We start from the raw sequence: 13308 nt of genomic DNA, 5'->3' as shown, positions 1-13308 counted from the left end.
TGAATTCTCCGTTATCCCGCTCTGTGCGAGCGTTCAGGATTGTAGGAAGGGGTATCCGTCTCTGCAACCGAAGGGTCAGGAACACGGACCTGTTCTTCACGCAGGCCGGCTTCGCGCAGCAGACGTTCGAAGTGCACCCGATTGACATGTACCCGCAGCAGCATGCCGCCGTCGGTGGCCGCCTGTTCCTCGCGCACCTCGCCGGCTTCATGGAGGCGCGACCGCAGGCGGCCGGCCTCCGGAGGCAGCCGCAACCAGCGATCCACCCAGCGGTCCGCCAGTCGCTCGGCGATCGCCTGATGCAACAGGTCGAAGCCCTCGCCGGTGCGCGCCGACAACCAGACACGCCAGGGCAGCCCCTGTTCATCGCGTTCCAGGTGCGGCGATGCGTCTTCCAGGGCGTCCACCTTATTGTAAACATGCAGCACGGGCACGGTATCCGCGCCGATTTCTTCCAGGACTTCGTTCACCGCGGCCACGTTCGCGTCGCTCTCTTCGACACTACTGTCTGTCACATGCAGCAGCAAGGACGCGTTAACGGTCTCCTCCAGGGTGGCGCGGAACGCCTGCACCAGCCGGTGCGGCAGGTGGCGGATAAAGCCCACCGTGTCGGCCAGAATCGCCGGCCCCACCCCGGGCACCCGCACCTTGCGCAGGGTCGGGTCCAGGGTGGCGAACAGCTTGTCGGCCACGTAGACGTCGCCGGTGGTGAGCGCGTTGAACAGCGTCGACTTGCCGGCGTTGGTGTACCCCACCAGGGAGATCAGCGGGGTTTCTGAACGGTCCCGGGCACGTCGGCCCTGGGCGCGCTGCTTGCGCACCTTGTCCAGCCGCGCCTGAATCGAGCGGATACGCTCGCGCAGCAGGCGGCGGTCGGTTTCCAGCTGGGTCTCACCCGGACCGCGCAGGCCGATACCGCCCTTCTGGCGCTCCAGGTGGGTCCAGCCGCGCACCAGCCGGGTGGAGAGATGCTGCAATTGCGCCAGCTCCACCTGCAGACGGCCTTCGTGGGTACGCGCCCGTTGGGCGAAAATATCCAGAATCAGACCGGTGCGGTCGAGCACGCGGCATTTCACCGCACGCTCCAGGTTGCGCTCCTGGCCGGCGCTCAGACCATGGTTGAACAGCACCACGTCGGCCTGATGCTCGCGCACCAGCGCCGCCAGCTCTTCCGCCTTGCCGGAACCGATAAACAGCGCCGGGTCGGGGCGGTCGCGCTTGCCCAGCAACTCCACCACCGGCTCCACCCCGGAGGAGGTCACCAGATGATAAAACTCGTCCAGGTCCTCGCGACCCAGGGCGTCGGGCAGGTCGATATGCACCAGCACCGCTTTCTCACCGGCGCCGGTACGAACCTGTTCTGTACGATCGAATAGATCCATAGACCTCAATATAAAACAAAGCCACGCCGGACGGCGTGGCTTTGACGGGGGCGAAATCCGGGAATCGGCTTACTGATTGCCGAAGTCCTCGCCGGGGCCGTCGTTCTGCGGTGCCGCCGTGCCGGCCATGGCCGGGTTGCCGCCGGTGCCCGCGGCACGCGGATTACGGGCCGGAACCACGGTGGAAATAGCGTGCTTGTAGACCATCTGGCTGACGGCGTTCTTCAACAGCACCACGTACTGGTCGAAGGACTCAATCTGTCCCTGCAACTTTATGCCGTTCACCAGAAAGATCGAAACCGGGATGCGCTCCTTTCTCAGGGCATTGAGAAAAGGGTCTTGTAGCGAGTGCCCTTTTGACATGGCAAATCTCCTTAAGAGTCATAAAAAGTGGGTGCCCAAACAGTGCGGGCAATTATCAGCGCTAACGTCCGGGCCACGTGCCGCCGGCCATCCATGCCGGTCGGTCCTGGGGCCATGGGACTTCTATGGCAGCCTTCCCGAGGAAAAGTTTCCGACCCCACCATCCGAAAGCCCTGTTAACTCGTTGTTCTTTTATGGGGCTTGGTCCCAATAAAACAAGCCTTAAAAAAACAGTCCGCGAGTCAACTAAACACGGTTTTACAAACCCCTGCAAGCCGCTCTTTACAGGCGATGCGACCCTCGTCACGGGTGTTGTCGTAGGTTTCCACTCCAGGCCATTTACGCAGCCAGGTAAGCTGCCGTTTGGCCAACTGCCGTGTGGCAATAATACCCTTTTCCACCATGGTAGGGTAATCCCAATCGCCCTCCAGATAGCGCCACACCTGGCGATATCCCACCGCCTTGAGCGCCGGCAGCTCGGCGTGCAGGTCGCCGCGCCGGCGCAAGGCCGCCACCTCCTCCACCAGCCCGGCTTCCAGCATGGCCATGAAGCGGTGTTCGATGCGCCGGTGCAGCTCCGGGCGCGGCGGCACCACCGCCAGACTCAGCACCGGCCGGTCCAGGCCCGGGAAGCGGAAAAAGCCGTCCCCCAGGGGCGTGGCGGCGGTGTCGTGCTCGCCGTGAAAGGCGCTCAGCGGCCGGCCGGTAAGGCGGAACACCTCCAGGGCGCGCTGCAGCCGCTGGCCATCCGTGGGCTTGAGACGGTCGGCACTGGGCGGGTCCACCCGGGCCAGCTCGCGGTGCACCGCCGGCCAGCCTTCCCGCTCCGCCAGGGCGGCGATTTCCGCGCGCACCGCCGGGTCGGCCTCGGGCAACGGCGCCAGGCCTTCCACCAGCGCCTTGAAGTAAAGCATGGTGCCGCCCACCAGCAGCGGAATGCGGCCGGCGGCGCTGATCGCCTCGATTTCCGCCAGGGCGTCGGCGCGGAAATCCGCCGCCGAATAGGGCCGGGCCGGGTCGCGGAACCCCATCAGCCGGTGCGGCGCCCGCGCCAGCTCCGCCGCCGAGGGCCGCGCCGCGCCGATGTCCAGCCCCTGGTAGACCAGCGCCGAGTCCACGTTGATCAGTTCCACGGGCAGGGTTTCGGCGGCCTGGATCGCCAGCTCGGTCTTGCCGGCCCCGGTGGGGCCCATCAGGAGGATAATCGGGTCGGGCACGCTACTGCCCCCGCATAAAGAGCCGGTCCAGCTCCTTGACGCTCATCTGGGTCCAGGTGGGGCGTCCGTGGTTGCACTGCCCGGAGCGCTCGGTGGCCTCCATGTCGCGCAGCAGGGCGTTCATCTCCGGCACGGTCAGGCGCCGGTTGGCGCGCACGCTGCCGTGGCAGGCCATGGACGAGAGCAGCGCGTCCAGCTGCTGCTCGATGCGCTCGCTGCTGCCGTGGGCGAGCAGATCGCTGAGCACGTCCCGGACCAGCGTCTCGCTGTCCGCGTTGCGCAGCAGCGCCGGCACCTCGCGCACCACCAGGGTTTCCGGGCCGGCCCGTTCGACCATGAAGCCCAGGCGCTGGAACACCTGGGGCTGCTGCTCGGCGAAATCCGCCTCGCGGGACGACACCGCCATGGACACCGGCACCAGCAGCGGCTGGCTGCGCACTTTCTCCTCGGCCCAGTCCCGTTTCAGACGCTCGTAGGTGATCCGTTCGTGGGCGGCGTGCATGTCCACCAGCACCATGCCGTGTTCGTTCTCGGCGACGATGAAAATGCCGTGCAGCTGCGCCACCGCATAGCCCAGCGGCGGCGTGTGCGACGCCTCCGGGTCACCGCCGGGCGCGGGCGTGGCCGACACCATCTGCCCGTAGGCGCCGGCCTGGCGGGCGCCGTCGGCGATCGTGCCACCGCTGAACGCACCGCCGTAGCCGCCGCCGAAAGACCGGCGCGGCCCCTCCGAGACGCCCGGCGCGCCACTGGCCGGGGTGCCCAGGGCCATATGGCCCTGGCTGGGCGCCGGCCCCTCTTCCATGGCCGGCGCGGCGTCGCCGGGGCGGCCCTCGCCGTGCTGACCCTCGCCGGGGCGCACCTCGGCGATGGCCCGGTGCAGGCTGCGGAACAGGAAGTCGTGGACCATGCGCTGTTCGCGGAACCGCACCTCGTGCTTGGTGGGGTGCACGTTCACATCCACCAGCGCCGGGTCCACTTCGAAGAACAGCACATAGGCCGGGTGGCGGCCGTGGTAGAGCACGTCCGCGTAGGCCTGGCGCACCGCGTGGCTGACCACCTTGTCGCGGATCACCCGGCCGTTGACGTAGAAATACTGCAAATCCGCCTGGGACCGGGAGAAGGTGGGCAGGCCCATCCAGCCGTGCAGCCGCAGGCCGGCGTGCTCGATGTCCACGGTCAGCGCCTGATCCATGAAGGCGCGGCCGCACAACCGCGCCACACGGGCGGCGCGCAGGGTGTCGTCGTCCCCGGGCGGCAGCTGGTGGATCACTTTCTGGTTGTGGCTGAGGCGGAAGCCGGTCTGGAATTCGCTCAGGGCGACCCGCCGGAACACCTCTTCCAGGTGGTTGAATTCGGTTTTCTCGGTGCGCAGGAAACGGCGCCGGGCCGGGGTGTTGAAGAACAGGTCGCGCATGGTCACGGTGCAGCCGCGCGGGTGCGCGGTGGGCGCCACGGACGGCGCCATGTCGCGCCCTTCCACGGTGACCTGCCAGCCTTCGGCCTGGTCGCCGCTGTTACTGGCCAGGCTCAACCGCGACACCGAACTGATCGCCGCCAGCGCCTCGCCCCGGAAACCGAGGGTACCGATCGCCTCCAGGTCTTCGAGGCCGCGGATCTTGCTGGTGGCGTGGCGGGACAGGGCCAGCGGCAGGTCATCCTGGTCGATGCCGCTGCCGTCGTCGCGCACCCGGATCAGCTTGGTGCCGCCCTGCTCCACGTCCACGCTGATCTGGCGGGCGCCGGCGTCGAGCGCGTTTTCCAGCAACTCCTTAAGCACCGAGGCGGGGCGCTCCACCACCTCGCCGGCGGCGATCTGGTTGGCGAGCCGGGAATCCAGCCGATGAATCTTTGCCACAGAGAACTCTCTTTACTAAAACCGGGTTGTGCCGTCAGGACCGGGGAATGGTCAGGGTCTGGCCCACCATGATGCGGTCATCGCGAATATCATTGGCGGCGCGCAGGGCCTGCTCGGAGACCTGGTACTGGCGGGCGATGCCGGACAGGGTATCACCGGGCTGGATGCGATGCTGCTCGCCGTTCTCACGGCGCTGGGCGGCGAACCAGCTGCCCGGCGCCGGATGGGTGCGGAAATACTGCTTCACGCCGTTGACGATGGAGCGCGCCAGCTTTTCCTGGTGGGCGCTGGAACTGAGATTGCGCGCCTCTTCCCGGTTGGAAATAAAGCCGGTTTCCACCAGCACGGAGACCATCTCCGGCTCCTTGAGCACCACGAAGGCGGCCTGCTCCACGGTCTTGCGGCCGCCGTGCAGCTTGGTGATCTGTCCCATTTCCTCGAGAATCTGGCGGCCCAGGTACAGGCTGTGGGCCATGGAGCCGCTCATGCGCATGTCCGCCAGCACATTGAGCAGGTTGGAATCGTCCTTCTCTTCCTCGTAGACCCCGGCCACTTTGTCCGACTCGTTGGCCATTTTCGCCACATAGGCGGCGCGGGCGCTGGTGGCGCCGCGATTGGAGAGGGCGAACACGCTGGCGCCATGGGCGCGCGGGTCGGTGAAGGCGTCCGCGTGGATGGAAATAAACACATCCGCGTGGTTGTCCTGGCGCGCCACCCGGCGGCGTTCGGCCAGCGGCACGTAGTAGTCGCCGTCGCGGACCATCACCGCCTTCATGCCCGGCTCGCGGTCGATGCGCGCCTTCACCTTGCGGGCGATCTGCAGCACCACCTCTTTTTCCAGCAAATTGCCGGGGCCCAGGGCGCCCGGGTCCTCGCCGCCGTGGCCCGGGTCGATGGCGACGATCATCTGGCGCGGTTCGCCGCTGTCGGCCTCGGGTTCCTCGATGGTTTTCACCGGCTTAGGGTCGCTGTCGAAGAGATCCACCACCAGCCGCCAGCTGTGCGGGTCCACCGGTTTCAGCAGGTTGGTGCGCGGGCGCACCGCGGCGCTGAGGTCGAACACCACCCGCGTCTTGTCCTCGTGCTTGCCGACGCGGATGTTCTCGATCGGGCTGTCCTTGTAATCCAGGGCGCTCACGTCGAAGGCCAGATCCGCGTCCATCAGATCCACCACCACCCGGTCCGGATCGGCCAGTTTGTCCAGGGTATGCTCCACCGGCTCGGGCAGATCGAAGACGATACGGGTGTGGTCCGGGGCCCGGTGCAGGCGCACGGAATCCACGGTAATCGCCGCGCGGGCGCCGACCATCGCCAGCAGGCCGGCGATCAACACGGCCATTTTCAGTCCGTTGCGGCGCATCCTTCGGACACAGTTATCAGCCATCGGCCCATTCCAGCTTCGCATATCGTCCCTGTTTCTCCACGGCCAGGGTAACGGTGAGGTCCGGCGGCGGAATAACCCCGCTTCCACGTTCAGGCCACTCCAGCACGCACAGTGCATGACCGTCAAAGTAGTCGCGAATGCCGATCATCTCCAGTTCCTCGGGGTCCCCGAGCCGATATAAATCAAAATGATAGATATGGACGCCGGCCACGTCATAGGGTTCCACCAGGGTGTACGTCGGGCTCTTCACCGAGCCGGCGTGGCCGAGCGCGCGCAGCAGGCCGCGCACCAGCGTGGTTTTACCGGCGCCCAGGTCGCCGCGCAGATACACGCACTGGCCGGCGCCCAGACGTGACGCCAGCGCCGCGCCCAGATCCAGCGTGGCCTGCTCGTCGGCGAGAAAATGCTGTTCGTTCATCTAACGCTCGTCGTCTCCGTTCAGCACCGGCCGCAGCGCGGCCAGCAGGTCGGTGGCCAGCAAACCCCGCTCGCCGCCCGCGGCGGCGGCCCGGTCGGCGGCGCGGGCGTGGGCCATGGCGCCCAGCGCCGCCGCCTGGTAGCCGGGCAGACCCTGGGCGTGCAGGGCGGCGATCACCCCGGTGAGCACGTCGCCCATGCCGCCGGTGGCCATGCCCGGGTTGCCGTCGCTGATCAGCGCGGTGCCGCCGTCACCGCGCACCAGGGTGCCCAGTCCTTTGAGCAGCACCGTGCCGCCGTAACGAGCGGCCAGGCTTTCCAGCGCCGCGAAGCGGTCGGCCTGGACGGTGGCGCCGTCGCTGCCCAGGAGCCGGCCCGCCTCGCCGGGGTGCGGGGTAAGAATCCAGTTGTCACGGGCGTCCGCATCCAGTTCGATCAACACGTTCAGGCCGTCCGCGTCGATCACCAGCGGCAGACCGCTTTCCAGCACTTCCTCCAGCAACACCCGGCCCCAGGGACCGGTGCCCAGGCCCGGACCCACCGCCACCACCGACGCTTTTTCCAGCAGCGGCCGCAGCGATTCGGCGCCGTCCACGCCGCGCACCATGATCTCCGGCTGGCGGGCGAGCACCGCCGGGGCGTGCTCCGGCCGCGTGGCCAGGCTCACCAGGCCGGCGCCGCAACGGGCCGCCGCCTGGGCCGTCATCAACGGCGCCCCGGCGAAGCCATGATCGCCGCCCACCACCAGCACATGGCCGAAGTGGCCCTTGTGCGCGTCGCGGCGCCGGGGCGGCAGCCAGTGCCGCAGGCGAGCCGGCGAGGGCCGCCAAACGGGGCGGTCGATGTGCTGGTAGACCGGCCGGTCCACACCCAGGTCGTCGAACAGCAGCTCGCCGCTGTGCACCGGGCCGGCGCCGGTGAGCAGGCCCCGGTTCACACCGATAAAGGTAATGGTGCAGTCGGCGCTCAGCACCGCGCCGGCCGGGGCGCCGGTATCCGCGTTGAGGCCGGAGGGCACGTCCAGGGCCAGCACCGGCTTGCCGAGACGGCCCAGCGCTTCGATCAGCGCGCGGATATCGTCGCGCAGGGCGTCGCTGATGCCGGTGCCGAGCAGGCCGTCCACCAGCAGCGGCGCGTCGACCGGCAGATCGTCCACGGACAACGGCCGCATCGGCACGCCGGCATCGCGGGCGCGCCGCGCCATGGTCAGGGCATCGCCCTTCATTCGCTCCGGGTCGCGCAGATGGTGGATCACCGGCTCCAGGCCGGCTTCGCGGGCCAGCCGCGCCACCACATAGCCGTCGCCGCCGTTGTTGCCGCCGCCGCACAGCACCGCCGGCCGCGACACGTCCGGCCAGCGCGACAGCAGCACATCGAACGCGGCGCGGCCGGCGCGCTCCATCAGTTCCTCACCGCTGAGGCCGGCCTCACCGGCCAGGCGGTCCAGTTCGCGGGTCTGATCGGCGCTGTACAGCGCCTCGGGCAACGATCTAACCGGCATTCACTGTTATCCTTGCGTTCGAACGGATGACCCACACTATATCACCCACCTTGGCTTCCATGGATTTCAGCGACCTGAAAACACGCATCGCCGAGCACGCCCGGGCGCTGGGCTTCCAGCAGATGGGCGTCGCCGACCTGGACCTGAGCCAGGCGGAACAGCGCCTGCACGACTGGCTAGCCGCCGGCCGCCACGGCGAGATGGGCTGGATGGCCGCCCACGGCAACAAGCGCTCGCGGCCGGCGGAGCTGGAGCCGGACACCGTGCGTGTGCTGTCGCTGCGCATGGACTACCTGCCGCCGGACACCCAGCCGGTCAAGGTGCTGCAGCAAAAAGAGAAAGCCTATGTGTCCCGCTACGCCCTGGGCCGCGACTACCACAAGCTGGTGCGCAAACGGCTGGCGCGGCTGGCGGCGCTGATCCGCGAAGAAGTGGCCGACACCCGTCTGGCCCGCGCCTTCGTGGACAGCGCGCCGGTGATGGAAAAACCCCTCGCCGAGAAAGCCGGGCTCGGCTGGCAGGGCAAGCACACCCTGATTCTCAATCGCCACGCGGGCAGCTGGTTTTTCCTCGGCGAGATTTACACCGACCTGCCGCTGCCGGTGGACGAGCCCGCCGAGGACCACTGCGGCAAGTGCTCCGCCTGCATGACGGTGTGCCCGACCGATGCCATTGTCGCGCCCTACCAGCTGGACGCCCGGCGCTGCATCTCCTACCTGACCATCGAGCATCCCGGATCGATTCCGGAGGACCTGCGCCGCGGCATCGGCAACCGGGTGTTCGGCTGCGACGACTGCCAGTTGATGTGCCCCTGGAACCGCTTCGCCTCGCACAGCAAGGAAACCGATTTCCAGCCGCGCCACGGCCTGGCGGACAGCGAGCTGGTGACGCTGTTCCAATGGGACGAAGAGACGTTTCTGCGCCGCACCGAAGGCTCACCGATCCGCCGCGCCGGCTTCGAACGCTGGCGGCGCAACCTGGCGGTGGCGCTGGGTAACGGGCCGGCCTCGCCCCAGGCTCTGGCGGCCCTGGAAGCGGCGATCGGCGATCCCAGCGATTTGGTCCGGGAGCACGCCTCTTGGGCGCTGCGGCGCCTTCGCGAAAAGTAAGATCCTGTGGGAGCGGTTGTGCGAGCGGGCCTCGCCCGCGAAAGGGAGCGAAGCTCCCGGCAGGATCCCAGAGACCTATCTAACGGCAGCACAAACAACCTCTCTGGTATCCTGCCGGGTGGCTAAAGCCACCCTTTCGCTTGCAAGGCAAGCTCCCACAATTCGAGCTTCGTAGAAAGGCAAGAAAGTCCGGCGTTACAGGCGGATCAGGTGCTCGCGGTAGTAGGCCAGTTCCTGGATGGACTCTCGGATGTCGTCCAGCGCCAGGTGCTTATTTTCCTTCTTGAAGCCGGGCAGAATGTCCGGCTTCCAGCGCCGCGCCAGCTCCTTGAGGGTGGACACATCCAGGTTGCGGTAGTGGAAAAACGCTTCCAGGCGCGGCATGTAATTGGCCAGGAAACGGCGGTCCTGACAGATGCTGTTGCCGCACATCGGCGACATGCCCGCTTCCACGTACTGCTCCAGAAACACCAGGGTGCGGCGCTCCGCCTCGGCGTCGTCCAGGTCGCTTTTGCGGACCCGCTCCACCAGGCCGGAATTGTTGTGGTGCTCGGTGTTCCAATCGTCCATGCCGTTGAGCAGCGCGTCGCTCTGATGCACCGCCATCACGGGCCCCTCCGCGAGGACGTTCAAATGGGCGTCGGTGACAATGGTGGCGATCTCGATGATGCGGTCATTGGCCGGGTCCAGCCCGGTCATTTCCAGGTCGATCCAGATCAGGTTGTCTCGTGATTGCGTCATGGGGCTCCCGAATGATCAATGCGATGCAGGTTGCAGGATAACGGATCGGGGCGCGCTCCTGTATCCTGCAGCCTGCATCCCCAGCTAACGGCGGTACGGCCGCCCAGTGATTTATGGCGAAACGCAAACTGAACCGGCGCCAGAAGTGGCGGATCGAGAAAATCCAGGCGGAACGGCGCCAGCGGGCCCAACGCCGGGCCGGCCAGGAAAACCCGGTGGCCACCGCCCTGGGCGATGAGCAATTGGGCACGGTGGTGGCCCACTTCGGCGGCCAGGTGCTGGTGGAAGACGAGGCCGGCGTTCCGGCACGCTGCCACTTCCGCGCCAATCTGGAGCAGCTGGTGGTGGGCGACCGGGTGATCTGGCAGGCGCCGCGGGTGGAAGGCGACGGCGACGGCGTGGTCACCGCCATCGAACCCCGCCAGAGCGTGCTCAAGCGGCCGGATAACTACGGCAACCTGAAGCCGGTGGCCGCCAACGTGGACCGGTTGCTGGTGGTGTTCGCGCCCATGCCGGTGCCCTCCACCGCCCTGCTCGACCGCTACCTGGTGGCGGCGGAGCTGTCCGGGATTCCCGCCACCCTGGTGCTGAACAAGGCCGATCTGATCGACGCCGAGAGCCGCGACGCCCTGGACGAGATCACCGACATTTACCGCCACCTGGGCTACCCGGTGATCGAGGCGTCCGCCGAGGACGGCGCCGGCCTGGCCGCGCTTAAAACCGCGCTGACCGGGTACACCTGCGCGTTCGTGGGCCAGTCCGGGGTCGGCAAGTCGTCGCTGGTGAACGCGGTGCTGCCCGGCGCCGAGCTGGCGGTGGGCGACCTGTCCGGGGTGTCCGGCCTGGGCCAGCACACCACCACCACCGCGCGCCTGTTCCGCCTGCCGGACGGCGGCCGGCTGATCGATTCACCGGGGATCCGCGAATTCGGGCTCTGGCACATCAGCGAAGAGGAGCTGCTGCACGGCTATCGGGAGCTCTCCGAACGGGCCGGTCACTGCCGCTTCCGCAACTGCACCCACCGCCACGAACCGGGCTGCGCCCTGCGTGAGGCGGCGGAAAACGGCGAGGTGAGCGAGGAGCGGCTGCACAATTTCTTCCAGATCGCCGACACCCTGGATGAGGAAGGCCGCGAGCGCTACCGGTAGACCTTCGGGGAACACATCTGACAGCCATGGGGTCCCTCCATTACAATCAGGTTTGTTTTCACGCACCCCATTCCGCAGCGAAGACGATTAGCCATGACCGCTCAACTGCCGCTACTGCTGGAACCCGCCGACCTGGCGGCCCATTTGGACGACGACAATCTGCTGATCGTGGATCTGAGCAAGGATCAGGTCTACGACCAGGCCCACGTGCCCGGCGCCGTGCACCTGGACTTCAAGCGCCTGCTCGCCGGCACCCAGCCGGCGCCCGGGCTGCTGCCCAGCGACGACGCCCTGTCCGCGCTGTTCTCCGAACTGGGCCTGACCCCGGACACCCAGGTGGTCGCCTACGACGACGAAGGCGGCGGCTGGGCCGGGCGCCTGCTGTGGACCCTGGATGTGATCGGCCACAAGAAATATTCCTACCTCAATGGCGGCATCCACGGCTGGCTGGCGGCGGAACTGAGCACCAGCAGCGACCGCACCCGGCCGGAGCCCAGCGACTATCGGGTCGGCGAGCACGACCCGGCCACCAGTGTCGATCTGGACTACGTGCTCAAGCACCACACCGACCCGGACGTGGTGATCTGGGACGCCCGCTCGGAGGAGGAATTCGCCGGCGTGCGCGCCTTCGCCCAGAAGGCCGGCCATATCCCCGGCGCCACCCACTACGAGTGGACCGACGCCATGGACAAGCACAACAACCTGCGCCTGCGCGATCTGGAAGAGATACGCCGGGAGCTGGCCGAGCGCGGCATCCAGAGCAACAAGGAAGTGATCACACACTGCCAGACCCACCACCGCTCCAGCTTCACCTGGCTGGTGGGCAAAATCCTCGGTTTCGAGCGCATTCGCGGCTACCCCGGCTCCTGGGCCGAATGGGGCAACCACCCCGACACCCCCACGGAAAAGTCCGAGTAATCACCTTGAGGCTCACTCTTTGCACGCTCTAAAAGAAAAGCTGTTTATCGCGCTTCAGCACGTCGTCCCCCAGCACCTCCTGTCCCGCCTGGTGGGCTGGGTGGCGCGCAGCGAGATTCCGTGGATCAAAACCACCTTCATCAACCGCTTCATCCAGCACTTCGGGGTGGACCTCAGCGAAGCGGAAATCGAAGACCCGGACCGCTTCGAGAACTTCAACGCCTTCTTCACCCGCGCGTTGAAAGACGGCGCCCGCCCCATCGCCGACGGCGAGCGGGTGCTGGCCTGCCCGGCGGACGGCACCGTCAGCCAGCTGGGCCCGCTGCGCGGCGGCGACCTGTTCCAGGCCAAGGGCCACCATTATTCCGCCTTCGAGCTGCTGGGCGGCGACGGCGCGCTGGCGGCGGAGTTCCAGAACGGCCACTTCGCCACCGTCTATTTGTCGCCGAAGGATTATCACCGCGTGCACATGCCGTTCACCGGCACCCTGCGCGAAATCTGCTACGTGCCCGGGCGCCTGTTCTCGGTGAACCAGACCACCACCGAGCGGGTGCCGCGCCTGTTCGCGCGCAATGAACGGCTGGTGTGCGTGTTCGATACCGAGGTGGGGCCGATGGCGGTGGTGCTGGTGGGGGCCATGATCGTCGCCGGCATCGAGACCGTGTTCGCCGGCCAGGTGACGCCGCAGTCCACCACCGTGACCCGGGTCGACTACCGCAATCCGGCGCCGGTGACCCTGCGCAAGGGCGACGAGCTGGGCCGCTTCCTGCTCGGCTCCACGGTGATCGTGCTGTTCCCGGAGGGCGCCGCTGAGTTCGGTTCGGAGCTGACGGCGGGCGCCGCCGTGCGGATGGGCGAGGCCTTCGGGTCGGTGCGTCAGTAGAGACGCCGGTTCGGCGGGGGCCTGGTGTTCTCTCCATCGGCGGCGGAATCTACCCAGGGAGCGGGTCTGTGTTCTGCCCTTCCGGGAACGCCGTGAATACGTCCCTGTAGGCTCCCTGTCGAACGTCCTGTTCTCCAGGGTCCCGGAAGGGCAGAACACAGACCCGCTCCCTGGGTAGATTCCGCCGCCCCGGGTTATCGCCAGCGCCGAACCTTTCTACGAAGCTTGGGGTTTGTGCGAGCTTGCCTTGCAAGCGAAAGGCCGGCAACGCCGGCCGGCAGGATTCCAGAGACTCTGATCATGCTGCCGCCAGAAATCTCTCTGGCATCCTGCGGGGCAACCTTTGCCGGGAGCTCCGCGCCTTTCGCGGGCATGGCCCGCTCCCAC

General features: G+C 67.4%; 12 protein-coding genes. 4 read left to right on the top strand and 8 right to left on the bottom strand.

Features of this window, described 5'->3' with window-relative positions:
- Positions 1 to 11 precede the first annotated feature (11 nt).
- The 7 genes from hflX to ISO4_RS12095 form a co-directional block, all read right to left on the bottom strand.
- Positions 12 to 1382, bottom strand: a complete 1371-nt coding sequence (hflX, locus tag ISO4_RS12125; protein ID WP_142947433.1) for a ribosome rescue GTPase HflX — start codon at positions 1380 to 1382, stop codon at positions 12 to 14.
- A 69-nt stretch (positions 1383 to 1451) separates the two neighbouring features.
- Positions 1452 to 1745: an RNA chaperone Hfq gene (gene hfq, locus ISO4_RS12120; protein WP_142947434.1), complete on the bottom strand. Its 294-nt coding sequence runs from the start codon at positions 1743 to 1745 to the stop codon at positions 1452 to 1454.
- A gap of 242 nt (positions 1746 to 1987) precedes the next feature.
- Positions 1988 to 2938: a tRNA (adenosine(37)-N6)-dimethylallyltransferase MiaA gene (gene miaA, locus ISO4_RS12115; protein ID WP_194856418.1), complete on the bottom strand. Its 951-nt coding sequence runs from the start codon at positions 2936 to 2938 to the stop codon at positions 1988 to 1990.
- 25 nt (positions 2939 to 2963) lie between these two features.
- Positions 2964 to 4820: a DNA mismatch repair endonuclease MutL gene (gene mutL / locus ISO4_RS12110; RefSeq protein WP_194856393.1), complete on the bottom strand. Its 1857-nt coding sequence runs from the start codon at positions 4818 to 4820 to the stop codon at positions 2964 to 2966.
- Positions 4821 to 4854: 34 nt separating this feature from the next.
- Positions 4855 to 6159 (bottom strand): N-acetylmuramoyl-L-alanine amidase, encoded by a 1305-nt coding sequence (locus tag ISO4_RS12105; protein ID WP_228548097.1) that lies wholly within the window; start codon positions 6157 to 6159, stop codon positions 4855 to 4857.
- 37 nt (positions 6160 to 6196) lie between these two features.
- The gene (tsaE, locus tag ISO4_RS12100; RefSeq protein ID WP_142947436.1) at positions 6197 to 6622 is read right to left on the bottom strand and encodes a tRNA (adenosine(37)-N6)-threonylcarbamoyltransferase complex ATPase subunit type 1 TsaE; all 426 of its coding nucleotides are present in this window, start codon (positions 6620 to 6622) and stop codon (positions 6197 to 6199) included.
- The gene (locus ISO4_RS12095) at positions 6623 to 8122 is read right to left on the bottom strand and encodes an NAD(P)H-hydrate dehydratase (RefSeq protein ID WP_194856392.1); all 1500 of its coding nucleotides are present in this window, start codon (positions 8120 to 8122) and stop codon (positions 6623 to 6625) included.
- A 59-nt stretch (positions 8123 to 8181) separates the two neighbouring features.
- On the opposite strand from ISO4_RS12095, the gene queG reads away from it, so the two are divergent.
- On the top strand, positions 8182 to 9231 hold the full coding sequence (gene queG / locus ISO4_RS12090) for a tRNA epoxyqueuosine(34) reductase QueG (protein WP_194856391.1): 1050 nt from the start codon (positions 8182 to 8184) through the stop codon (positions 9229 to 9231).
- Positions 9232 to 9426: 195 nt separating this feature from the next.
- Here queG and orn read toward each other — a convergent pair whose 3' ends face one another.
- The gene (gene orn / locus ISO4_RS12085) at positions 9427 to 9972 is read right to left on the bottom strand and encodes an oligoribonuclease (RefSeq protein WP_194856390.1); all 546 of its coding nucleotides are present in this window, start codon (positions 9970 to 9972) and stop codon (positions 9427 to 9429) included.
- A 113-nt stretch (positions 9973 to 10085) separates the two neighbouring features.
- On the opposite strand from orn, the gene rsgA reads away from it, so the two are divergent.
- From rsgA to asd, 3 genes are all read left to right on the top strand, one after another.
- Positions 10086 to 11120 (top strand): small ribosomal subunit biogenesis GTPase RsgA, encoded by a 1035-nt coding sequence (gene rsgA / locus ISO4_RS12080; protein WP_194856389.1) that lies wholly within the window; start codon positions 10086 to 10088, stop codon positions 11118 to 11120.
- 93 nt (positions 11121 to 11213) lie between these two features.
- Positions 11214 to 12038 (top strand): sulfurtransferase, encoded by an 825-nt coding sequence (locus tag ISO4_RS12075; protein ID WP_194856388.1) that lies wholly within the window; start codon positions 11214 to 11216, stop codon positions 12036 to 12038.
- A 19-nt stretch (positions 12039 to 12057) separates the two neighbouring features.
- Positions 12058 to 12921 carry an archaetidylserine decarboxylase gene (gene asd, locus ISO4_RS12070; RefSeq protein ID WP_194856387.1) on the top strand — a complete coding sequence of 288 codons (864 nt, stop codon included), beginning with the start codon at positions 12058 to 12060 and terminating at the stop codon, positions 12919 to 12921.
- Positions 12922 to 13308 lie beyond the last annotated feature (387 nt).

The sequence above is a fragment of the Alloalcanivorax venustensis ISO4 genome, assembly GCF_015356855.1.
In the GTDB taxonomy this organism is placed as follows: Bacteria; Pseudomonadota; Gammaproteobacteria; order Pseudomonadales; family Alcanivoracaceae; genus Alloalcanivorax; species Alloalcanivorax venustensis.
This window is presented reverse-complemented; position numbering and strand designations above follow the sequence as displayed.